Origin of the sequence: Micromonospora sp. NPDC005205, assembly GCF_040608275.1 — a bacterium.
Taxonomy (GTDB): domain Bacteria; phylum Actinomycetota; class Actinomycetes; order Mycobacteriales; family Micromonosporaceae; genus Micromonospora.
On sequence record NZ_JBEXHV010000008.1, the window covers coordinates 63,029 to 83,948 of the forward strand.

Consider the following 20,920-nt stretch of genomic DNA (forward strand, 5'->3'; position numbering starts at 1 on the left):
CGGTCCCTGTCGATTCAGGACGTGGCCACGACGACAGTGCAGCCGCCCAGGCCGGGGCAGGCCAGGCCCACCTCGGTGGCCTGGTCGACGGCGATCTTCGCCACCGCGCCGGTGCCGTCCGCGGCCGGCTCGACCTCGTCGCGGATGGTGAGGTCGGCGTCGCCGGGCGCCGGGGCGACGACAGTGAACCGTGCCGCGCTGCGCAGCACGAGGGTGCGCAGCCCGCCGGGATCCGCCACCCGCACCACGCAACTGCCGGAGAACGCCAGCCGGCCCGTCTCGTCGGCGCAGTCGGCGCTGACCGTCAGCGGATCCACTGCGGAACGCTCGCCGCCCAGCGCGCCCAAGCGGTCGACGAACCCGTGCCGGGCCCTCGGATCACCCCGGTCGTCCCGGCCCGCCCCGACCGCTACCACGAACAGCGCCACCAGCAGGACGGCGAACAGCCCCAGCAGCGCCTTCTGCCGTCCACTCATCGCGCCACGGCCTGCGCCACGACCTCGGTGAACCGGATCTCGTCGACGCCCGCGAAGTAGCGGTTCGTGCCCTGCGTCTTGCCGACCACCAGGAGCGTGACCTGGTGCGGGCCCTTGGTGAGTTGGACCGTGCCGACGTCCAGGAACTCCGTCTTCCGCACCGTCGGGGTGAAGCCGAGGAACGTCCCGCCGACCTGGCGGCCGTCGATGACGAAGACGGTGTTGGCGTAGTCGAGGGAGGTGGTGCGAACCGTGGCGAAACGCCAGGTGCCGTCAGCCGGGATCTGCACCGTCACGGTGACCTTGTCGCCGATGGCCAACCCCTGGAAGAACAACTGCTTGTCGCCGGACCAGGTCACCCCGCAGCAGTTGGGCTGCGCCTCCACCTTCGCGGCGCTCTTCGTCGGAGACTCCACCAGCGCGCCCTCCACCAGGCTCTCCGCCTCGACGGTGGCCACCCGCGGCTCGCCGGGGGTCGGCTCGCCGTCGCGGGTCAGCAACACCACCCCCACGGCGACCACCACCAGCACCAGCGCCGCCGCGGCGGCGATCCACAACCACGGGGTACGCCGTGGCGGCGCGACCGCCCGCACCTCGTAGGTGACCCGGCCGCTGGAGCGGGAACTCTCCTCCGGCGCGGTGTTGGCCGAGTACGCGAACCCGGTCATGTCGTAGCGCCGGGGCGCGGTGCCTGCCGGCACGGCGAGCTTGACCAGGAACGACACCGAGCCCTGCCCGGGTACCACGCGTTGGGGTTCGGCGACGGTGAACCAGGCCCGCTGCGAGCCGTCACCGGGTGCCACGTCGAACACCACGGTGTCCGGCGCGTTGCCCGGGTTGGAGACGGTGAAGGTCAGCTCGCCGCTGTTGCGCGGGTCGACTGTGAACTGCTCGGCGGCGGCGACGACCGCCCACTCGGTGGTCATGACGACTCCTCTTCCAGGACGATCTCGACAGTGGCCGAGGCAGGTTTCTCCGCCTCGACGATGCGGGTGATCACGGCGAGCTGACCGGCGGCGGCGACCGGCACCCGCACCACGACGTGGAAGGCCCGCTCGGGAGGCTCGTCGATGGCGAAGCCCGACATCCCGGTGGCCAACTCCAGGGCCCGGCGCATCCCGTACGGGGTGCCGCGCCAGCGGGCCAGCAGGGCGGCGTTGGCCACCAGGTCGCGCAGCCGACCCACCGGCAGCGGCAGCGGGGTGTCCGGTCGGGGCGAGGCCACCACGTGATCCATCGCCACCCAGCGGGTCAACCGCACGACCAGCCCGTCCGGCGCCCGGTACGGGTCGAAGAGCGCGTCCACCTCGGCGAGGATCGCCTCGTCCGGGGCGTGCAGCCCCTCCATCACGTCCAGCAGCGCCCAGAGCACGCTGCCCGGCACGCAGGCCCGCTGGTAGGCGGCGGGCAGCAGCCGTTCAATCGCCGAACGTCGCATCCTGGCGCACCACCTCGATGTCGTGCTCGCCGGAGCAGAGCAGCCAGGTATCGGGGACTGTCACCACGTCGGCGGTGGCCTGGTTGGCGCTGGGCGTCCAGGTGACGGCGTCGGCGCTGCGGTGCACGCCGCGTTCGCCGCCGGCCAGGATCAGCCGCTCCGCCGCGCCGGTGCCGCCAGCTGCCGCGCTTCCGGCCGTCGGACCGCTCACCGCGATGGCGTCGACCGGCACGAACCGGGTCCGGTCCCGCAACGGCAACCCGCAGTTGACCGACACCGCCTGCCACTGCGGCTGGGCGGCCAGGGCGTCCAGCCGCAGCACCCCACCGCTCTGCGTGGCCGCCACCGCCTGCTGACCGACGAACGCGAGGTCCCGGCAGGTGCCGCCCATCCACCCGGCCTGCATCGACTGCCACTTCACGTCCGACTCGAACAGCCGGGTGCGGTGGCAGCCCTGCCCGGGTTTCTTCGGATCCGGCTCACCCGCACCGCACCACAGCAGGGTGGCTGGGCCGTCGTACTGCACGGCGAGGACCCGGTTGTCCACGTTGGCCAGACCGACGTGGGTGAAGCTGCCGGGTCGGCCGCCGGTTGTCGACAGGTACACCCCGAAGCTGGCCTGCGCCGCCACCGCCACCCCCGGCGCGCCCCGTTCGGAGACGAACGTGCGGACCGCGTAGAAACCCCGGTCGGCGTCGGACGGGTCGACGAGGATCTGCAACGGCACCGCCCCGGGCAGCAGCGACACCTCGTACAGGCCGGTGTCGGTGGCCACCAGCAGCGCGCCCGCGCCGTCGCGGTCCAGCCAGGCCACGTCGGAGATCCGCGCGTCCAGGTCGGTGAGCAGCGACCACGTCTCGCCCAGGTCGGTGCTCAGGTGCACCCGGGAGCCGCCCGACTCACGCAGTGTCACCACCGCCACCGAGCCGGCTCGCGCGACGATGCCCGGCCGCACCGGCGCGGGCGCGGGCGCCACCCGCAGCACCGTCTCGTCGTCGAAGCGGCCGGCCGGTTCCCAACCCGCGCCGCCGTTGCTGGAGCGGAACAGCACCGGGCCGCGTCCGGCGTACCAGGTGCGCGGCTGGTACTGGTCCACGGCGAGGGCGCGCACGCCGGCGTCGGGCGCCTCGTCGACCACGAACCGCACCGACTCGACGTAGCGCACCCCCGGCTCGGCGTGCTCCAGCAGCCGGTACACGTTGGACGCCCGCAGCGGCTCGCCGAACGGCCAGCCGGTCGGGTTGAGCGCTGTGGGCAGCGGGCTCAACGTCTGGTGCAGCCGGTCGTGGATGCGGCGACGGACGGCGTCCACGTCCTCCTCGCGGCGGACCACCACCCTGGCCCGCACGGACACCGCCTTGAAACGGGCCCAGGTGGCCCGGGAGCGGATGCCGAGCATCCGGCGTTCCTCCAGGTCCGCCTCGACCCGGTGGCGCGCCTCGGGCACCTCGTGCTCGCGCAGCACCGCCACCGGCAGCCGACCGCCCGGCCGGGCCGCCTCCGGCACGTACGGCACCAGCACCACCTCGACCTCGCCCGGCCGGGCGAAGCTGTAGACCGCCGCGCGGGTGAACGCCCGCGCCCGCGCCACCGCGCCGGAGCTGGTCGCGAGGACCTCGAAGTCGCGGGCGGTGACCGCCCGTTGCTGGGCGAAGAACTCGTACGGGCCGCGCAGGAGCACCGACTCCAGTGCCTCCATCTCCCGGCCGCCGGCCGCCGGCGCGGGGTTGTCCACGCGTACCCCGGGCAGTGGGTCGCGCAGGCTGGTCAGCGTGCCCGCCGCCACGTTGCCGGTCGGCCCGCCACCGGCGCGGTACCAGAGCCGGATCTGCCGTCCGGCCGGCGGCACCGCCGCGACGGTCACCGGCGGCGCGGTGCTCGTCGGTGCGGCCGCGTCGGCGGTGGCCTCGCCGTGCGGGGTCGTCAGGGCGGGGGGTCGCAGGTCGAGGGCCGGGGCGAAGATGACAGTGCCGGAGCACCGGTCGACCAGGTACGCCTTGGCCTGCGGGCCGAGCCCGGCGAAGCTGTCGACCGGCTGCCAGATCTCGAACGTGCGGCCGTCGTGCTCGCGGGCCGCCGCGCCCAGCTCGACGGTGCCGGCCGCCACCTCCACCCCGAGCAGCAGGTCCAGCGCCTCGGCGGTGCGTGTCAGCGGCGCGTGGGTCGCGCGCAGCACCTGCCCCGGCTGGCCGGTGCCCACCCCGAGCAGCTCCGCCTCGACCGGTTCGCAGTGGTGCATCCGTACCGTCACCGACGTCTCGTCGGCGGGCAGCAGCGTCGGCTCGGTGGTGACGAACACGACCGGCCGGGGGTCCGCGCCCCGGGCCGCGGCGACCCGCAGCCCGGCCGGGATCCGGACCGCGCCGCGGTCGGTGCCGGTACGGGTGAACCGGACGTCCGCCCAGGCCGCCGTCGGCGCGTGCCGGGTAACCCCGAGCAGGTTCAGAAACGAGACGTACGCCTTCTCCGGCAACTGGTTCAACCGGTAGATCATCACCTCGGTGAGGTGTGCGAACGTCTCCACCAGCGCCATGCCGGGGTCGTGCGCCGACAGGTCGGTCCACGCCGGGCAGGACTGCCGGATCCGTTCCCGGGCCTCGGTGACCAGGTCGAGGAAACCGCGATCGTCCAGGTGCGGCACGGGCAGCGTCATGACGCTCCTCCCTCAGCGGGCTCGTCGACGGGGAGCAGATCCACGGAGAAGACCAGTTGCCCGGGTGTCAGGCTGGCCCGCACCCGGTAGTCCAACCGGATCACCAGGCGCCAGGCGTCGTCCGGGTCCGGCCCGGCGTCCACGTCGATCACCTCGACCCGGGGCTCCCACCGGGCGATGGCCTGCCGGACGTAGTGAATGGCCAGACCGGCAGTCGTGTCGTCGTTGGGCGCGAAGACCAACCGGTGCAGCCGGGAGCCGTACCCGGGTCGCATCAGCCGCTCACCCGGCGTGGTCGACAGGAGCAGGAACAGCGCCTGCCGTACGCTCTCGTCGCCCTCGGTCATCGCCAGGCCGCCGGCAGCGGTGAGCGCCAACCCGCCGGCGCGGCCGGCGTCGAAGCCGGCGCCGACGAAACGGAACGCCCTCATCGGTCCGCCCCCAGGAACTGCTGGCGCGGGTCGCGCACCGTGTGCTTGACCAACCCCGGCGGTGTGCCGTTGGTGAACCCCTCCAGGTGCGACAGCACCACCCGGTGCCCGTCAACGCGAACCCAGTCGCTGTAACCGACGCGTACGGTGAGTGTCGTGGTGCACGGCTTGATGGTCGGGCCGTAGTTCGGGCAGGCGACTATCTTGCGTCCCTCCGGGTCGTCGTCGACGAGCACGGGCACACCGGTGACGGTCACCCACTCCCGCGAGGGTCGGTTCTCGACCCGACCGTCGTGATCGCAGGTGATCACGGAGTCCCGGTGGATCCAGCGCATCAGCCGCCTCCTTCGTGGTGGGCGCGGGCAAGCGTTCGGGCCTGCTCCGCCGCGGTGGTCGGGTCCTCGGTCGAGGCGGCGTGCAGGAAGTCCACGCTGCGGGCGCGCACCACCATGGCCCGGCCGGGTGCGGAGATCACCAGGTCGGACGCCGCGTGCAGGGTGGCCAGGTCGGGGGTCAGCTCCAGGAAGCTGCCGCCCTCGGTGCCCAGCCGCAGGCTGCGCCGTACGTCGTCGACGACGATCGACTGCCCGCCGGAGGTGCGCATCGTCCAACGGCGGGCCTTCCCGTCGTCGATGCCCGCGTCGTACGGCTCGACCGCGCCGAACAGCGAGCCGAGCACGATGCCCGAGGCCGGCTCGCCGCCGGGCAGCACCACGAGCACCGTGTCGCCCGGATCGGGGAGCGCCACCAGGCCCTTGCCCGGCCCGGCCCCGGGGCAGAGCACGGCCAGCCAGCCGGCGTCCAGATCCCCGTACGCCGGCAGGGTCAACCGGACCCGGCCCAGCCCGTCCGGGTCGGCGACGTCAGTGACGTTGCCGAGGGTGACCACCGCGCCGCCGGTCGGGGTCGCCTGCGTGGCCGGAGGCACAGTGGAGAACCGGGTCAGGTGCCCGTTGCCGTCCACCGTGTGCACGACTTCGGTCAGCACGTACGTCCCGGCGACCGGGTCGGGCACCCCGCCGAGGTCGACGCGGCGGCCCGGCCGTAACGCCGGGTCGCCCTCGGCCACCCCCTCGGCCGTTGCCAGCGCCGCCGCGCGGCTGTCGAGGCGGGCCTGGGCCAGCGCCGCCAACTCGTCGTCGCTGCGGCCGGGCTGGTCCACAGCGGTGCGAACGCCGTCGGCGCCCACGTCGGCCGGGTCCGGGCGGTCGTCGGCGGGTCGGCCGCAGCGCGCCTCGTCGACCTGCTGGCTGATCACCTCGGCCCGCTGCGGGTGCCAACCCAAGGCCGCACTGGCACCGCTGGCCTGGTCGGTGTTCAGGGAAAGCCGGAGGCTGTGCACCCCCGCGCCGAGCGTCAACGTGACCGGCTCCCCGTAGCCGGCGAGCGTGACCAGCCGGACGCCGTCACCGTCGGCGGCCAGGTGCAGCCCGGCCCGGCCGGCCACCTCGCGCAGCAGCTCCAGGTCGCTGTGCCGGTGCTGGAGCAGCCGCTCCAACCGAGGGCCGTCGACCTCGGCGGTCACCGCCAGCCCCACCGCGCCGCACAACTCCCGGGCCAGCTCGACGGCGGTCACCGCGGTGAAGACCCGCAACCCCTGCCGCTTGCGCAGCCGGTGCAGCGGGTCGTACGCCCGCAACCGCAGCACCGCCGCCCCGTCGGCGGCGAACTCCACCTCCACGCAGGTGACCTCACCGGTGAACAGGGCGTCCGCGTGGTCGGCCAGCCGTACGTCGAGCGCCGTGCCGGGGCGTACCGGTGGGTCGAATGCGCCGGTCCCGGCGGTGGTGGCGAGCACCAGCTCGGCCTGGGTGGGCTGGTTGAGCCGGGCCGCCACCCGCACCGACCGGACCCGCTGACGAGCCGCGCCGACCAGCTCGACGCCGTCCAGCAGGACGACCAACGCCCGGGGCGCGAGGCTGGTCACGGCGTACCCCCGGGACTGCCGGACGCGCTCGGGGCGGCGGCGGTCGGGCCAGTCGGCGCGTTCCACGGCGCGTCGGCGATCGAGGCGCCCAGGTACGACGCTCCCGCGCCCACCACACCCGCCACCGCCCGCGCCAACCCGGTCACCGGAGCGGTGCCGGCGCTCGGTGGCACGGCGAGAGTGGTGCCGGCCGGCACGGCCAGGGGATCGGTGATCCGGTTGTGTTCGGCCAGCAGTCGCCAGCGCAGCGGCGAGCCCAGCGCGTCGTTGGCCAGCAGATCGAAACGCACACCGGAGCGACCCGGCTCGGCCGCGCCGTCACCGGCGGCGATCACCGCGCTGCCCGGCGCGGCGGTCGGGGTGCTCGCGGCGGCCAACTCCTCGGCGAAGCCGGCCTCGGCCTGATCGGCCGTCTCGGCGGCGCGGACCAGCTTCAGCCGCAGCCAGGACCGCCGCGGCGACCCGGTGCCGGTGAACGCGTCGAACCGTTCCGCCACCGCGACGATCACACCTGGCACGTTCCAGGTCTTGCCCCAGACCAACCGGACCAACGGCGGTCGCAGCCAGCCATGCTCGGCGGTGGAATTCTCCGCCAACATCCACAGCGGACGGGTGAGCACCCGAACGTCGGCCGGACGCAGCTGCGCCTCCACGAAGTCCACGTCGAAGAGCAGGTCGAGCACCAGCTCGGTACGGCCACCACCGGTGAAGACCAGTGGGTCGTCGGCCAGACCGGCCCCGGTGAGCTGCCCGCCGCCGGCACCCCGCTGCCGTACGCCGGCGAGCCGGGTCACCTGCACGGTCTCCGGGTTGAGCAGGCAGTCCACCCGAACGCCGGAGGAGTCGATGAGGAAGGCGACGCGTTCCATCAGTCACCCGCCTGTTCCCGGTCCAGTCGGGTCAGCTGGGCGGTGTCCAGCGCCGCGCCGGGAACCGACCACAGTGCGGAGTCGTCGGGCAGCGCCGGCCACGGGTCGACGCTCCGGGCCGCCGCGCCGGACGGCGACCCGTCGATGCCCGTCGGTCGTCGGCCGCCGGCCGCGTCCGTCAGTGCGTCGCGCCGTACGGCCGGATGTCCGGGTGGCGCCGGTTCACCGGGCAGGGCCAGCCACGGTCCACCGTCCGCCACGCGATCCAGGTCACCACGCACAGAGGCCGACGGGTTCCCGGCGCTCGTCGCCGTCCACCCGGTCCAGGGTGCGTCGACCCCGCCCCGGATCGGCCCGTTCCCGTCGCTGCCCCGCACAGTCGTTGCGTCTCCTCGAGAGGTCCATGCCGCGTTCTGCGCATCGCCACGCGGGTGCCCGCTCCGGTCCTCCCTGGGCCAGGGCTGACCGTCCGGGTGGCCCCCGAACCCGTCGCGGCCATCCGGGAGCCGGTCGGTGGTGGGCCGCGCGGGGAACGCGCCGGTGGAACGCCGGTGGTCGACCTCGCCGGACCGCCGTGCGTCCCGGTGTGGATGTGAGGTGGTTGGGGTGGCCTCGACCCGGTGCGGGCGGTCGCTCGGCGAACGGTGCGGCCCGAAGACCATGGAACGGGCCGGCTGTCGGGGTCCGTCCGCCCGGGGCAGCCCGCTTGCGTCGAGGGCCGTGCTGTCGACGGTCGCGGCATCGTGGGCAGTGGCGTCGAGGGCCGTGGTGTCGTGGGCAGTGGTGTCGATCCGGGCCGTCTGCCGTACCGGAGGCACCGCCGCGCCCGGTTCCGCCGGCCAGGTCGAACCGGCTGGCGGGGTCGACGCGTCCGGCCAGGTGGATCCCGCCGGCGGGGTGGTCAGGTTCGAGTGGGACGAGGGCGTTCCGTCGCCGGGCGGGCCGGCAGCCCCGGTCCGCGTACCGTCGGGCTGGTCACCGGCTCGCGACGGACGGCCCGCCCTGCCGGTGCGGCCCTCGGCACGCGACCTGGTCGGCCCGTTGTCCCCGCGCGCACCGGGACTGCCCACACCCCCCTCGTTGCCGAGCCCGTCGAGTCTGCCGGACCCGCCGAGCCTGCCGAGCCTGCCGGACCCGCCGGACCTGGCGTTCGCGACCGGGTCCGCACCGTCGGCGTCGACCCGGCCGGCCGGGTCGCCCTGCCCGCCGTCCCGGACCCCGGCCCCGGCGTTGCCGGCCGGGGACGGGTCGAGGTCCAGGTCGTGCAGCAGCCCGGGCGCGTGGGCGGCGACCAGGTCCAGCCAGTGCCGCGGCGGTTCCCCGAAACGGCGTGGGGCCGCCTCGGGCGTCGGCGACGGCGGCGGAAGGTGGCCGGCGGGCTCGACCCGCCCGGCGAGGCGCTGCACCGCTCCGGCCGCCGAGCGCAGTCGGCCGGCCAGCCAGCTACGCGGGCGTCGGCGCGGTGGCACCGCCGGTCTCCAGCTCCAGGCCCTCGTAGCGCAGGGTCAGCGAGGCGATGGCGATCTCGTGGCTGAGGGTGTTGAGGTGTGCCCCGCGCCACCGGGTCGGCCAGGCGTCGATCAGATTCCAGCGCAGCACCTCGGCCGTCCCGACCGAGTCGAGCAGCACCACGGAGACGTTGCGCCGGTTGAGGGTGCCCTGGGCGGTGGCGTTCACCCAGTCCCACAACTCGCGCGAGGCGGTGAGGCCGAAGTGCAGTGTCACCGGCTCGTACTCGGCCTGGCCGGGCACCATCCGCATCCGACCCAGGCCGTGCTCCCGGTACGGCTGCCCGGGGATGTTCACCTCCAACCCGGTCATCTCGGTGAAGTGGCCGTTGGTGACGCCGTTGATGAGCAGTCGGAAGTTGTACGCCCGGTACGGGTCGACCGGGGCCCCGGGTTGCGGGGTGGCGGTGGTGGGCATGTCAGCCTCCGATCGTCTCGGTCTCGGTGCCACCGGCCCACTGGCTCAGCTTGAACACCACGAACTCGGCGGGCTTGACGACCGCGATGCCGATGTGGGCGATCACCATGCCCGCGTCGCGGACGTCCGGCGGGTTGGTCTCCTCGTCGCACTTGACGAAGAACGCCTCCTCCGGGCTGCGCCCCAGCAGCGCGCCGTCGCGCCACACCCTGGTGAGGAACGCCCCGATGTCGCGCCGGATCGAACGCCAGAGGGTGAAGTCGTTGGGCTCGAACACCATCCACCGGGTGCCGTTGGCGATGGCCTGCTCGATGGCGATGCTGAGGCGTCGGACGTTGAGGTAGCGCCACTCGCTGGCCTCGGCGGCGAGCGTACGGGCGCCCCAGACGCGGATGCCCTCGCCGGCGAAGTAGCGGATCACGTTGACACCCTTGGGGTTGAGCACGTCGTGTTCCGGTCGGGTGACCAGGTAGCCCAGGTCGACGGCGCCGCGCACCGGCTCGTTGGCCGGTGCCTTGTGCACCCCGCGTAAGGCGTCGGTGCGGGCCCAGATGCCGGCCAGGTGCCCGCTCGGCGGGGTGAGCTCCAACTCGCCGCTGATCGGGTCGCGCACCCGCAGCCAGGGGTAGTAGAAAGCGCCGAACTCGGACTGGCGCGGCCGGTAGGCGGGCCCCTCGTGGCCGCCGGAGCCGCCCGGCTGGGCCGCGCCGCCGCCGGGACCGCCGCCCGTACCCTCGGCGGGCTTGGGGGGTTTGCCGGAGGACGGCGTGGCCACCCGGGTCAACGCGGAGATGTCGTCGATGTCCGGCGCCGGGTCGCAGATCGCGACCATGGTGCGGGTGCGCTCGGCCATGCTGAGCAGGGCCTCGTGCGACACGACGTCGTGGAAGCCGGGCGCGGCGATGATCGAGATCTCGTCGACGGCCTCCAGCAGTTGCAGACCCCCGCGCCGCTGCCCGGAGCCGGTGATCGCGCCACCCTCGCCGACGTTGACCACCCAGCAGCGGGCGCCCCCGTTGTCCAGGAAGCCGAAGACCGCCCGTGCCAACGGGGTGCTCTCCACCCGCTCCCCACCGGCGAAGAGCCGCAGGAACTCCGTCCAGTTGTTGACCGGCACCGCCTTGCCCAGGTGGGCGGAGCGGTCCGGGGCGACGCCGACGAAAGCGGCGATGCTGGTGCTCGCCGGCCCGATCGGTCGGGCGCCGCTGGGGACCTCCTCGACATAGATGCCGGGGGAGAAGTAACTGGGCATCGGTCCTCCTGTGCCTGTGGGTGTCAGTGGGTCGGTGGCGCGCAGACGATGACGATGTCGTCCTCGGCCGGATCGACGTCGGCGGTGAGGACGAGCCCGCGTCCGCTCAGCCGCAGCCGAACCGGGCTCGGGTGCTCGGGGTCGTGCGGGACACCGACGATCAGGAACCGGCCCTCGGTGTCGGTGCGGGTGGCGGAGCCGGTGGCGGGCAGCTCGACCCGCATCGCGGCAAGTGGCTGCTCCTGGGGGCCGACGACCCGCCCACTGAGGCTGCGCACGTCGAGTTGCCGCAACCGCAGCGGTTGCAGCACCGGCGGCGCGGCCGGAGTCGGATGGTCCACCTGCGCCGCCACGTCGATCAGCAGCGCCGGACGGGGTGCGGTACCGAACGCCGTCCACAGCGGTGGATCACCGGCCTCCAGTACGACCGGGTAACTGCCGTCGCTGGTCGCGGCGGTGAGCACCCGGTCCAGCCGGGGCAACCCGGCCGGACCGGTGACGCAGAGCAGGTGGCGGACCGTGAACCGGTACGGTTCGCGGACCGCGCCGCTGGAGCGGGTCTGCCGGGCCGGGCGCAGTTCGAGGGGCCAGAGGGTGAGCCCGTCGGCGTCGTCGCAGGCTCGGGGCGGGCCGATCGGGACCGGTTCCCCCACCGCGCTGGTCACCCAGGCGACCAGCTCGGCGGTGGCGCTCTCGATCGGTCCGCGCCCGTGGGTGGTCATCGCGGCGGCGTCCCCTGGATCCGGTACGCGATGGCCTCGTTCCACACGTGCGGGTAGACGCCGATCTCGAAGTACCGGGTGAAGCGGTTGATCGGCGCGTTGGTGTGGTCGTGGTAGAGCAGCCACACCGGCGCGATGGTGAACAGGACGTAGTTGGCCAGGACGAGGGGGATGTAAAGCGGCCCGAGCAGACGACCCTGGAAGATGTGCACGTCCTCGTGCCGCTGGATGCCGGAGCTGGAGCCGGCGCAGACGGTGCCGATGGTGGTGGCGTAGCGGGGCGAGACTCCCTCCACGACGCTGACCCGGCCGCTGTTCAGTGATGTGGGCCGGTCCAGTGAGTGCCCGAAGATCAGGTGCACCGTCAGGTAGATCGCGCCGACGACAGTGTTGAGCAGACTCCAGGTGTGGTCGACGACGAAGAGGAAGATGCCGCGGGCGTCCGAGCCGTACACCCCGGCGGAGGCCACCGACCAGCCGAAGACCGCGCCGACCACCAGGCCCACGACGGCGCCGATCAGCAGCCCGATGGGGCCACCGGCGAGGAAGCCGAGCAGGGCGCCGAAGCCGACGTGAGCGGCTGCGCTGAGAATTCCGAAGACCATGACGGCACCCCTCAGACCCAGGAACGGAAGACTCGGGGCTCACGACCGCTCGCGACCTGGGTCGGCGTCGCCTGTCGATTGCCGGGCGGGAACTGGTTGACGCCGAGTGCGGCGGAGAAGATGACCAGCGCGTTGAAGAACGCGATGACCCACTTCTCGCCGCCGGCCTCGTCGGCGAACGCCGCTGTCACGTAGGACAGCAGCAACGCGATGGCGATGGCGATCCACTTGCGGAGCTTGTCGCCGCTCGGGCCGATCAGCCCGCCGATGACGTTGGTGGCCAGCAGGGTGGCGGCGCTCGCGCCGGCGATGGTCCCCAGGGCTGCCCAGGTGAAGAGATCGTTCATGACGATCCCCCTTCTGCGATGGTGCGACCGGGATGTGGTGGTGGTGAGGTCCGGTGCCCCTGGTGGGAGCACCGGGGCCGGTCGCCGTCGTCTCGGGGGCGGCCGGGGCCGGGCGTGGCCGGCCGAGCCGGCCACCAGATGGATCAGCCGGGCCCCGGGGCGCCGGCGGGAGGGCCCGGCGGCGGGGTCGGACCGGGCGCCGCCGGCGCCGCGGGGTGACGGCGGCGAATCAGGAGTACGCCCACCGCGGCGAGCAGCAGCAGGAGGAGGACACCGCCGACGACGAACAGCCAGGGGAATCCGCCGTCGTCCTCCTCGCCGGCGGCAACCGGCGAGGTGGACGGTCGCGGTGGCGCCTCGGCCACGGCCCGCAGCTCGGCTGGCTTGTCCTGGTTGGGATCGACCTTCCAGCTGACCGACCGGCCGTTGACGGAGCCATTGCTGTCGATCACCCGGCCGGGAAATGTCACCGAGATCTCGAACGACATGAGCTTGAGGAACGCCTGTTGGTTCTGCGGATTCTGCTCGGCAACCTTTCCGCCGTATTTCTTGGGATCGAGCGGCAGCGTGAAGCGGTAAAGATCGCCGTCCCTGACCAGTTTCACGCTCTCGGTGTCGAAACCGGCCAGCGGCGCCTTGCGGTAACTGATCTGGGAGCCGTAGAAAGTGTCGTCCTGGTAAAGGGTTTCCTCGCCCGCCGGTAGGGCGGGGATGTTCTGCCGCAACTCCGCGAAGGCGACCGGGAGATTTTTGTTACGACTGCTCAGCACGGACTTCTGAGCCGTCAGCAGGAGCTGCCCGTCGACAGTGTCGTCGGCGTTGACGGTCAACCCCATGTTGAGCTGCATGCAGCCGCTCAGCGCGGCGAGAAGAAGGAGGCACACCGCGACGCGGAGTGCCCTACCGCGGTTGACTCTGCTGTTCATGGGATCAGTGTGTGTGATCGATTTCACCATCAGCAGTCAGCGATCGGTCACAACGAAGTCGCCGATTGTACCGGCGCACTGTCGCCTTTGATTAGTTCCGCCGACGCCCCGAATGACTATTCTGGAGCTTTGGGGCCACGACGGCTCCTCGTCGGCCGTAGTCTGGCCGGATGAGAATTGTCGCGTGCGTCCTGCTGGTAGATCCCGACGGGCAGCTGCTGTTGCAACTGCGCGACGGCGACGCGACGCACCACCCGAACGTGTGGGGTCTGCCGGGCGGCCACGGCAAACCGGGGGAGACGCCGGAGCAGACCGCCGAGCGGGAGTTGTTGGAGGAGACCGGCCTGCGGGCCGACGGTCCACTGCAACCGGTCGCCGTGCAGTCGCTGCCCGAGCTGGCCCGGGTGAAGCACTACTTCCTCGGCACCACCAGGGCCCGGCAGGAGGACGTGGTGCTCGGCGAGGGCGCGGCGATGCTCTTCGTCCCCGGTGCCGAAGTGCTCGACGGTCGTCAGTGGACGCCGGGCACCGTGGAGGTGTTGACCGAGTTCCTCGCCTCGGCGGAGTACGCCGCCCTGGCCACCGGCCGGATCGCTGGCCCGGCTCAGCCCGCCGGCGGTCGCCAGTCCGCGTAGCGAGCCATGCTGCGCAGGGCCAGCCGGCTCGGGATGAGCCGCAACGCGACGGTCCGCATCGCGAAGGCGACCGGGTTGTGCAGCTGCTGTCCGAACCGTCCAGCGACGTAGGAGGCACGGGCAACTGACTGACTGCGTGGTCGACGCTGCTCGTCGTACGCCGCCAGGGCGGCGGGCACGTGCCCTGCGCCGCCGGCGCAGACCGCGCCGAGCACCACAGCGTCCTCGATCGCCTGTCCGGCGCCCTGCCCCAGGTTGGGCGTCATCGGGTGGGCCGCGTCGCCGAGCAAGGCCACCCGCCCCCGCACGTACGAGGGCAGCGGCTCGGCCAGGTGGTGGATGTCGTTGCGCAGCACGACGTCGGGTGGGGTTGCCGCGAGAAGCGCCGGGATGGGGTCGTGCCAGTCGCCGAAGTGCTCCCGCACTGCCGCCAGCTCGTCGGGAGCGTGGCCACCGGGCGGGGCGTTCAGCGCGGCGTACCAGTAGAGCTGGCCGTCGCCGATCGGCACCATGCCGAACTCGGCTCCCGGCCCCCAGGTGATGGCGGCCGGGATCGGATCGGGGAAGGCGATGGCCGCCCGCCACGTCGTCGATCCGGCGTACACCGGGCCGGGGTGTTGCGGCCAGAGTTGGGCGCGGACCCGGCTGCGCAGGCCGTCGGCGCCGACCACCAGATCGGCGGTGACCGTGTGGGGGCCGTCAGGCCCCTGGTAGCGCACCTCGGCGCTGTCCGGGCCCGACTCGACGTGCTCCACCACAGCGGAGGTGTGCAGGGACGACGCCGGCAGGGCCTCGCGCAGGGTGCGGTGCAGCGTGGCCCGGTGCACGCCCAGCGCCGTGGTGCCCAGCTGTCTGATCATCTCCGCGGCCTCCACCCGGGACAACCACCGCCCGTGCCGGTCGCGCATTCCGCCGGGCGCCTCACCGTGTCCGCCCCGGCGCAGGGCCGGGCCGAGGCCGAGGGCGTCCAGTGCGCGCACCGCGTTCGCCATCAGGCTCAGGCCGGCGCCGACCTCGCGCATCTCGGGGGCGCGCTCCAGCACGGTGACCCGCCATCCGTGCCGGTGCAGGGCGAGCGCCGCGCTCAACCCGCCGATGCCGGCGCCGACCACCACCGCGTGTGAGTCGTCCATGTCGATCCTCCTTCTACACCTGTAGAAGAGCGATACTACCTCCGGACCACCGGGAGGGAGGAGTGCCATGACGGCGCGGGGGAACCGGATCGCGACGCTGACCGACGCGGCCATCGAATTGATCGCTGACGGCGGCATGCGAGCCCTGACCCACCGGGCGGTGGACGGCCGTGCCGGAATGCCGCCGGGCACCACCTCCGCGTACCTGCGGACCCGGCAGGCGCTGATCGAGGCGGTGGTGGGACGGCTCGCCGAGCGGGACCGGGCCGACCTGGCCGCGTACGACCTGCCGACCGGCCCGCCACCCCCGACTCCTGCGCCTCGGCTCGACAGCGGCGACCTCGACGCGCTCGCCGCCGGCGTCGCCGAGGTGCTCGACCGCTGGTTGAGTACCGGCCGTAGCCGGAGCCTCGCCCGCTACGCGTGCCTGCTGGAGGCGGTGCACCGGCCCGAGCTGCGCGGCATCCTGCAGCACGGCACCGGCCTGCGGGTGCAGGCCCGGGACCTGCTGACCCGGGCCGGGGCCACCGACCCTGATCGGCAGGGCGACCAGTTCGTGGCGTTCGTGGACGGGCTGCTCTTCGACCGGCTGGCCGGCGCGGGCGCGCTCAGCGCCCCACCGCCCGGAACGGTCGCCAGCCGCGCCGACCTGAGCGCCGCCGTCCGTACGCTGCTGCGCGCCCTCACCGGAAGCTGACCCGACCGACGCCGGTCAACGAGCGGGACGCCGCCGGGTCTGGCCGCGCGCAGGCCTGATGGTGTGCGGGCCTGGTGGTGTGCGGGCCTGGTGGTGTGCGGGCCTGGTGGTGTGCAGGCCTGGTGGTGTGCGGGCCCGCCTACGCGCTGGCACCCGGGAGGGTCGCACAGCAGCCCGGTGATCAGGTCCGACGCGTGATGGGAGACGATCGCCACGGAATGCCGTGGGCCGCCGGCAGGTGCGATGGGCCGGCCCTTTGGAGCTGAATCGTTTACGACATCGCGCCCGATTCGTCTGTGACATCAGCTCCAAAGGGCGAGTGAACGGCGTGCTGCGGTGTGCCGGCGTGAGCTGGTGGCGGATGTGGTGAGCTGACGGCTTGACGGCTTGACGGCTTGACGGCTTGACGGTCTGACGGCTTGACGGCTTGACGGCTTGACGTCGGGGCGGTCCGGCGGGTGGCCCAGCGGGGTGGAGAGGTTGGGCGATGGTGCGGTTCAGCGGCCTGCGGACGGCCGGCGGCCGGCTGCGGCACGGCTGGCGGCCGGTGTTGGAGGCAACCGCCGCGGCGACAGTGGCCTGGCTGCTGGCCACCCGGTTGCTCGGGCACCCGCAGCCCTTCTTCGCGCCGGCCGCCGCGCTGATCGTCCTCGGACAGGCCCGGGGGCAGCGCATCCGCAGGGCCGTCGAGGTCATCCTCGGGGTCGCCGCCGGGGTGCTCGTCGCGGACCTGGTCGTGCAGGCGCTCGGGCCGGGCAGCACCTGGACGGTGTTCACCGTCATCCTGCTCACAGTCCTCCTGGCGGTGGCCTTCGGCGCCACCGGCGTGACGCTGGTGCAGGCGGCCGTCTCCGCGCTCTACCTGGTGGTGGTCGCACCGCCGGACGGCTCGTTGGTGCCGTTCCGCTTCGTCGACGCGCTGGTCGGCGGCGCGGTGGCCCTCGCGGCCAGCCTGCTGGTCGACGCCCGGCATCCGCTGGCCCCGCTGGTCGCCGAGGTGCGGCGGACCTTCGACGAGCTGGCCGGTCTGCTGGGCGGAATCGCCGACGCGCTGAACGACCATGACGAGCCGGCGGCGGTCGCCGCGCTGAGGCAGGCGCGGGGGATGGACGCCCGGGTGGACGGGCTGCGCGACGGAGTGCTGGCCGCCGGTGAGGCGCTGCGGCTCAACGTCCGTCGACGCCGGCACATCGGTCGGCTGCGTTCGGTGGACGAGTCGATCCGACAGATTGACTACGCGGTCCGCAACGTCCGCGTGCTGGCCCGTGCGGGCGTGACCCTCAGCCGGCTGCACACTCCTGTTCCGCCCGAGCTGGGCGTCGCCCTGCGGTCACTGGCCGAGGCGGTCCGTCAGGCCGGTGCCGCCCTCGCCGCCGACCTCGACGGGCAGGAGGAGACCGCCGACGGGCACGCCAGTCGGGCCGACGAGTCGGCGCTGGCCGCGGTGCACGCCGCCGGGCAGCTCTTCGGCCCCACGCAGACCCTCCCCCTGGCGATGATCATCGGTCAGGTCCGGGCCACTGCCATCGACCTGCTGCGCGGCGTCAACCCGGAGGACGACGCCGCCGTCCTCGCCCGCGTCGACGAAGCCCTGGGCCTCCCACCGGTCTGATGTCCGCACTGCTCAACGCTGGTTCCCCGACCTTCAAGGATGGGCGGTCAGCCAGGTGGTAGCGGCGTCGCGGATCGGGGCGGGGATGGCGTGGCCGCCGGGGAACTCCTGGTAGGTCACGTCGTAGCCGAGGTCGTGCAGGTGGGGAACGAGACGGCGGCTGCACACGTCGATGGGCAACACCCGGTCGTCGACGCCGTGCGAGATGAAGATCCGTGGCCGACCGTGGGTGACCGGTGGCGCGGCGAAACCGGGGGAGAAGGCCAGCACCGCGTCGACCAGATCCCCGTTCGCCAAGCCCAGCGACAGCGCGTACGAGGCGCCGTCGGAGAAGCCACCGACTGTCACGTCGGTCACCGGGTAGGTGTCGAAGACGGTCGCCAACAGCCCGTCGATGCGCCCCACGTCCGCCCCGAAGCCGCCGGCGATCAGGTCCCAGCTGGCCGCTGACGAGTCCGGGGCGACCAGCAGCAGATGATGCGCGTCCGCGACCGGCAACAGCAGGTCCAGCCCCTGTCGCGCCGAGCCGCCCGCACCGTGCAGGAGCAGCACCAACCGGTACGCCGAACCATCGGTGGCCGGCTCCGGGGCGTACCCCAGGGCCAGCCGGTCACCCTCGGGGCCGGTCATCGGCACCAGCCCGGTGCGGCCCGGCGCCACCGGAGGGTGGCGGCGGGCGGTCAACCGGCCGTCCCGGGGGCTCGGCGCCGGGTCCCAGTGCGACGGCGCGGAGTCGGACACGGGTCGGTGCTCCTCACGGTGGACGGAAGCTCCGACGCGGTTACCCGGCCCGTCACTGGTTAACCGTGAGCGTGCTCGACCGGGCGTCGACTCAAGCGCTGGCCCGTGCCACCAGTGCGGACGGGAAGAGGGTCACCGGGGCAGCCGGGCGCCCCTCCAACAGAGCGGTAGCTGCGGCGCCGGCGATCCGCCCGACCGGATGACTCGCCGTGGTCAGCGCCGGGGCCGTCATCCCGGCCAACGGAATGTCGTCGAAGCCGGCCACCGCGACGTCGTCGGGCACCTGCGCGCCGGCGTCGCGCAGGCCAGCGATCACCCCGAGCGCGGTGTCGTCGCTGATCGCGTAGATGGCGTCGATGTCCGGCCAGCGGCGTAGCGCCTCGCCGGCCGCCGTCCGGCCGCGCAGGGCCCGGAAGTCCCCGGGCAGTGTCCGCTCCGGTAGGCCGGCCTCGGCCATCAGCCGGCGGTACGTCTGAACGGGGCGTTGCGCGCAGGGCAGCCACCGGGGGCCGGTCACCATGGCGATCCGGCGGCGCCCCGAGGCGTACAGATGACGCAGCACCGCCTCGGAGCCGGCGGCGTTGTCGACGTCGAACGAGGGCACTGTCGCCGAGCCGATGCCGATCGAGACCACCCGACCGCGCAGCGACCGGGGCACCGCCGCCAGCAGCTCCTCGGTGGTGTTGACCAGGATCACCCCGTACACACTGCGATCGCCATCGAGTTGGTCGAGGCTGCGGGGGTCGCCGAACGGCAGCCAGCACAGGGCCACCCCGACACCGGCGGGCGTGCACACCCGGGCGGCCGCGCCGACCACCTGGTTCACGTACGGGTCGTCCAGCACGGCGGCGCTGGTGCCCAGAACGGCAACGACCAGGCGTACGCCGCCTCTGCCGTGGACCAGCGCCCGCGCGGCCGGGTTGGGCACGTAGCCGAGCTGGTCGACGGCCGCCGTGACCTGTTTCCGGGCAGCCGGCGAGGCGAACCCCGTGCCGGCGATCACCCGCGACGCCGTGGACCGGGACACCCCGGCGACCCGGGCCACGTCCTCAAGAGTGGCCGGTCGGTGTGCCGCTGTCGTCATCGTCGCCTCCTGCGGCGGCCCGTCAGGTGGGACCAACGCCTGCCCATCATGCCCCGGCCGGTCCAGCAGCGGTAAGGGGCGGTGCCCGGTTGTGGTGGTAGCGCTCTCAGGTGTGCGATCGTGCCAGGAGATCACCCCGAGAAAGAGGACTTACCCTCGTGAGCGCCCCCACCAGTCGACCGTTAGCCCCGGAAACCGCGTCGCCGACCCTGCGGACGGTGCGACTCGCCCGCAACGGCGTCGCTGTCACCTTCACCCTCAACGGGCTGGCCGTGGGTAGCTGGTTCTCCCGCGTTCCGGCGGTCCGGGAGGCGTTGGACCTCTCCGCCGGCCGACTCGGGTTGCTGCTGCTGGCGATGAGCGTCGGCGCGTTGCTCGCCATGCCCACGGCCGGCCTGCTCGCCCAGCGTCTCGGCGCGGCCCGCACCGTCACCCTCGCCACCGGGGTGGTCGCGGTCGGCCTGACCGTGGCGGGCCTGGGCGCCACGATGACCGGGTCGTTCGCCGTCGTCGCCCTGGGGCTCGTCGCCCTCGGCTACGGCTCCGGCGCCTGCGACGTGGCGATGAACGTCGAGGGCGCGGCGGTGGAACGGCGACTGGCTCGTACGATCATGCCCCGGTTCCACGCCGGGTGGAGCCTCGGCTCGGTGGCCGGAGCGGCGCTGGGCGCCGGGGCGGCCCGGTTCGACGTGTCGGTCGGCGCGCATCTCGTCGCTGTGGCGGTTGTCGTGTTGATCGGCACCGGGCTCGCCGCCCGGACGTTCATGCCCGTGGGCAGCGATCACACCGGCGACCCGGCGGACGCCACCCCGGCTGCCCGCCGCCGGGCTCAGCTCGCTGCCTGGCGGGAGCCGCGCACCCTGCTGATCGGGCTGTTCGTGCTGGTGGCGGCGTTCACCGAGGGTGCCGCCAACGACTGGCTGGCCGTGGCGTTCATCGATGGACGGGAGTTGAGCGAGGCCGCCGGCGCGGCGGTCTTCGCGGTCTTCGTGGTCGGCATGACCGTCGGACGCACCGTCGGCACCATCGCGCTGGACCGGTGGGGTCGGGTGCCGGTGCTCAGCGGCACCATCGGCCTCGCCGTGGTCGGCGCCGGCCTGGCGGTGCTGGCGGGCTCCGGGGCGGTGGCTGTCATCGGCGTCGCGCTGTGGGGCCTGGGTGCGTCGCTGGGCTTCCCGGTCGGAATGAGCGCGGCGGCCGACGACGAGGCGCACGCGGCGGTGCGGGTGAGCGTGGTCGCGGTGATCGGCTACACCGCGTTCCTCGGTGGCCCGCCGTTGCTGGGGCTGGTCGGCGACGAGGTCGGCACCCTGCGCGCGTTGCTGGCGGTGCCGTTGCTGCTGCTGCCGACCCTGCTGCTGGTGCCGGTGCTGCGCCCGCCGCACGCGGTTTCCTCCGCCACTAAAAACTAACCCACTCCGCCGTCGGGCGGTATCGGGTGCGTGG

The 20,920-nt window shown here is 73.4% G+C and carries 22 protein-coding genes; 4 read left to right on the forward strand and 18 right to left on the reverse strand.

All coding sequences use genetic code 11. From position 1 onward, the window contains the following. Positions 1-14 precede the first annotated feature (14 nt). From ABZU43_RS16610 to ABZU43_RS16680, 15 genes are all read right to left on the reverse strand, one after another. Positions 15-476, reverse strand: a complete 462-nt coding sequence (locus ABZU43_RS16610; protein ID WP_355007384.1) for a hypothetical protein — start codon at positions 474-476, stop codon at positions 15-17. After that, positions 473-1,402: a hypothetical protein gene (locus ABZU43_RS16615; RefSeq protein WP_355007385.1), complete on the reverse strand. Its 930-nt coding sequence runs from the start codon at positions 1,400-1,402 to the stop codon at positions 473-475. Before ABZU43_RS16615 ends, ABZU43_RS16610 begins: the two co-directional genes overlap by 4 nt. After that, a complete protein-coding gene (locus ABZU43_RS16620) occupies positions 1,399-1,914 on the reverse strand; it encodes a phage tail protein (RefSeq protein ID WP_328654054.1) in 516 nt (171 codons plus the stop codon). Before ABZU43_RS16620 ends, ABZU43_RS16615 begins: the two co-directional genes overlap by 4 nt. Further along, positions 1,895-4,567, reverse strand: a complete 2,673-nt coding sequence (locus ABZU43_RS16625; protein ID WP_355007386.1) for a putative baseplate assembly protein — start codon at positions 4,565-4,567, stop codon at positions 1,895-1,897. The genes ABZU43_RS16620 and ABZU43_RS16625 overlap by 20 nt, the downstream gene beginning before the upstream one ends. Next, entirely contained in the window at positions 4,564-4,998 is a 435-nt protein-coding gene (locus tag ABZU43_RS16630) for a GPW/gp25 family protein (RefSeq protein WP_355007387.1), read from the reverse strand. The genes ABZU43_RS16625 and ABZU43_RS16630 overlap by 4 nt, the downstream gene beginning before the upstream one ends. Continuing rightward, positions 4,995-5,333 (reverse strand): hypothetical protein, encoded by a 339-nt coding sequence (locus ABZU43_RS16635; protein WP_355007388.1) that lies wholly within the window; start codon positions 5,331-5,333, stop codon positions 4,995-4,997. The genes ABZU43_RS16630 and ABZU43_RS16635 overlap by 4 nt, the downstream gene beginning before the upstream one ends. After that, positions 5,333-6,925 (reverse strand): contractile injection system protein, VgrG/Pvc8 family, encoded by a 1,593-nt coding sequence (locus tag ABZU43_RS16640; RefSeq protein WP_355007389.1) that lies wholly within the window; start codon positions 6,923-6,925, stop codon positions 5,333-5,335. The genes ABZU43_RS16635 and ABZU43_RS16640 overlap by 1 nt, the downstream gene beginning before the upstream one ends. Continuing rightward, positions 6,922-7,794, reverse strand: a complete 873-nt coding sequence (locus ABZU43_RS16645; protein WP_355007390.1) for a hypothetical protein — start codon at positions 7,792-7,794, stop codon at positions 6,922-6,924. The genes ABZU43_RS16640 and ABZU43_RS16645 overlap by 4 nt, the downstream gene beginning before the upstream one ends. After that, positions 7,794-9,263 carry a hypothetical protein gene (locus tag ABZU43_RS16650; RefSeq protein ID WP_355007391.1) on the reverse strand — a complete coding sequence of 490 codons (1,470 nt, stop codon included), beginning with the start codon at positions 9,261-9,263 and terminating at the stop codon, positions 7,794-7,796. The genes ABZU43_RS16645 and ABZU43_RS16650 overlap by 1 nt, the downstream gene beginning before the upstream one ends. After that, positions 9,238-9,720, reverse strand: a complete 483-nt coding sequence (locus ABZU43_RS16655) for a phage tail protein (protein ID WP_030327509.1) — start codon at positions 9,718-9,720, stop codon at positions 9,238-9,240. The genes ABZU43_RS16650 and ABZU43_RS16655 overlap by 26 nt, the downstream gene beginning before the upstream one ends. A gap of 1 nt (position 9,721) precedes the next feature. Further along, complete coding sequence (locus ABZU43_RS16660) at positions 9,722-10,972, reverse strand: phage tail sheath subtilisin-like domain-containing protein (RefSeq protein WP_355007392.1); 1,251 nt, start codon at positions 10,970-10,972, stop codon at positions 9,722-9,724. Between the two features lie 23 nt (positions 10,973-10,995). Next, positions 10,996-11,694, reverse strand: coding sequence for a carboxypeptidase regulatory-like domain-containing protein (locus tag ABZU43_RS16665; protein WP_355007393.1), 699 nt, complete (start codon positions 11,692-11,694; stop codon positions 10,996-10,998). Further along, positions 11,691-12,299 (reverse strand): glycine zipper family protein, encoded by a 609-nt coding sequence (locus ABZU43_RS16670; protein WP_355007394.1) that lies wholly within the window; start codon positions 12,297-12,299, stop codon positions 11,691-11,693. Before ABZU43_RS16670 ends, ABZU43_RS16665 begins: the two co-directional genes overlap by 4 nt. 11 nt (positions 12,300-12,310) lie before the next feature. Continuing rightward, on the reverse strand, positions 12,311-12,646 hold the full coding sequence (locus ABZU43_RS16675; protein ID WP_355007395.1) for a hypothetical protein: 336 nt from the start codon (positions 12,644-12,646) through the stop codon (positions 12,311-12,313). Between the two features lie 143 nt (positions 12,647-12,789). Next, a complete protein-coding gene (locus tag ABZU43_RS16680) occupies positions 12,790-13,602 on the reverse strand; it encodes a DUF3153 domain-containing protein (RefSeq protein ID WP_355007396.1) in 813 nt (270 codons plus the stop codon). 140 nt (positions 13,603-13,742) lie between these two features. Here ABZU43_RS16680 and ABZU43_RS16685 point away from each other — a divergent pair, with 140 nt between their 5' ends. Then, the gene (locus tag ABZU43_RS16685) at positions 13,743-14,207 is read left to right on the forward strand and encodes an NUDIX domain-containing protein (protein ID WP_355007397.1); all 465 of its coding nucleotides are present in this window, start codon (positions 13,743-13,745) and stop codon (positions 14,205-14,207) included. Here the strand turns inward: ABZU43_RS16685 and ABZU43_RS16690 are convergent. After that, a complete protein-coding gene (locus tag ABZU43_RS16690; RefSeq protein ID WP_355007398.1) occupies positions 14,177-15,340 on the reverse strand; it encodes an FAD-dependent oxidoreductase in 1,164 nt (387 codons plus the stop codon). The two genes, ABZU43_RS16685 and ABZU43_RS16690, sit on opposite strands and share 31 nt — an antisense overlap. 67 nt (positions 15,341-15,407) lie before the next feature. Here ABZU43_RS16690 and ABZU43_RS16695 point away from each other — a divergent pair, with 67 nt between their 5' ends. After that, entirely contained in the window at positions 15,408-16,037 is a 630-nt protein-coding gene (locus ABZU43_RS16695) for a TetR/AcrR family transcriptional regulator (RefSeq protein ID WP_355007399.1), read from the forward strand. A gap of 487 nt (positions 16,038-16,524) precedes the next feature. Beyond that, entirely contained in the window at positions 16,525-17,649 is a 1,125-nt protein-coding gene (locus tag ABZU43_RS16700; protein ID WP_355007400.1) for an FUSC family protein, read from the forward strand. Positions 17,650-17,682: 33 nt separating this feature from the next. Here ABZU43_RS16700 and ABZU43_RS16705 read toward each other — a convergent pair whose 3' ends face one another. Beyond that, positions 17,683-18,390: a phospholipase gene (locus tag ABZU43_RS16705; RefSeq protein WP_355007401.1), complete on the reverse strand. Its 708-nt coding sequence runs from the start codon at positions 18,388-18,390 to the stop codon at positions 17,683-17,685. Positions 18,391-18,481: 91 nt separating this feature from the next. After that, entirely contained in the window at positions 18,482-19,474 is a 993-nt protein-coding gene (locus tag ABZU43_RS16710) for a LacI family DNA-binding transcriptional regulator (protein ID WP_355007402.1), read from the reverse strand. 209 nt (positions 19,475-19,683) lie between these two features. On the opposite strand from ABZU43_RS16710, the gene ABZU43_RS16715 reads away from it, so the two are divergent. Then, the gene (locus tag ABZU43_RS16715; protein ID WP_355007578.1) at positions 19,684-20,886 is read left to right on the forward strand and encodes an MFS transporter; all 1,203 of its coding nucleotides are present in this window, start codon (positions 19,684-19,686) and stop codon (positions 20,884-20,886) included. Positions 20,887-20,920 lie beyond the last annotated feature (34 nt).

Coding starts and splice junctions, on each gene's coding strand:
- ABZU43_RS16695 (WP_355007399.1), top strand. CDS start 15,408: ATGACGGCGCGGGGGAACCGGATCGCGACGCTGACCGACGCGGCCATC.
- ABZU43_RS16615 (WP_355007385.1), bottom strand. CDS start 1,402: ATGACCACCGAGTGGGCGGTCGTCGCCGCCGCCGAGCAGTTCACAGTC.
- ABZU43_RS16665 (WP_355007393.1), bottom strand. CDS start 11,694: ATGACCACCCACGGGCGCGGACCGATCGAGAGCGCCACCGCCGAGCTG.
- ABZU43_RS16635 (WP_355007388.1), bottom strand. CDS start 5,333: ATGCGCTGGATCCACCGGGACTCCGTGATCACCTGCGATCACGACGGT.
- ABZU43_RS16675 (WP_355007395.1), bottom strand. CDS start 12,646: ATGAACGATCTCTTCACCTGGGCAGCCCTGGGGACCATCGCCGGCGCG.
- ABZU43_RS16680 (WP_355007396.1), bottom strand. CDS start 13,602: ATGGTGAAATCGATCACACACACTGATCCCATGAACAGCAGAGTCAAC.
- ABZU43_RS16645 (WP_355007390.1), bottom strand. CDS start 7,794: ATGGAACGCGTCGCCTTCCTCATCGACTCCTCCGGCGTTCGGGTGGAC.
- ABZU43_RS16625 (WP_355007386.1), bottom strand. CDS start 4,567: ATGACGCTGCCCGTGCCGCACCTGGACGATCGCGGTTTCCTCGACCTG.
- ABZU43_RS16620 (WP_328654054.1), bottom strand. CDS start 1,914: ATGCGACGTTCGGCGATTGAACGGCTGCTGCCCGCCGCCTACCAGCGG.
- ABZU43_RS16670 (WP_355007394.1), bottom strand. CDS start 12,299: ATGGTCTTCGGAATTCTCAGCGCAGCCGCTCACGTCGGCTTCGGCGCC.
- ABZU43_RS16660 (WP_355007392.1), bottom strand. CDS start 10,972: ATGCCCAGTTACTTCTCCCCCGGCATCTATGTCGAGGAGGTCCCCAGC.
- ABZU43_RS16700 (WP_355007400.1), top strand. CDS start 16,525: ATGGTGCGGTTCAGCGGCCTGCGGACGGCCGGCGGCCGGCTGCGGCAC.
- ABZU43_RS16655 (WP_030327509.1), bottom strand. CDS start 9,720: ATGCCCACCACCGCCACCCCGCAACCCGGGGCCCCGGTCGACCCGTAC.
- ABZU43_RS16690 (WP_355007398.1), bottom strand. CDS start 15,340: ATGGACGACTCACACGCGGTGGTGGTCGGCGCCGGCATCGGCGGGTTG.
- ABZU43_RS16630 (WP_355007387.1), bottom strand. CDS start 4,998: ATGAGGGCGTTCCGTTTCGTCGGCGCCGGCTTCGACGCCGGCCGCGCC.
- ABZU43_RS16610 (WP_355007384.1), bottom strand. CDS start 476: ATGAGTGGACGGCAGAAGGCGCTGCTGGGGCTGTTCGCCGTCCTGCTG.
- ABZU43_RS16710 (WP_355007402.1), bottom strand. CDS start 19,474: ATGACGACAGCGGCACACCGACCGGCCACTCTTGAGGACGTGGCCCGG.
- ABZU43_RS16685 (WP_355007397.1), top strand. CDS start 13,743: ATGAGAATTGTCGCGTGCGTCCTGCTGGTAGATCCCGACGGGCAGCTG.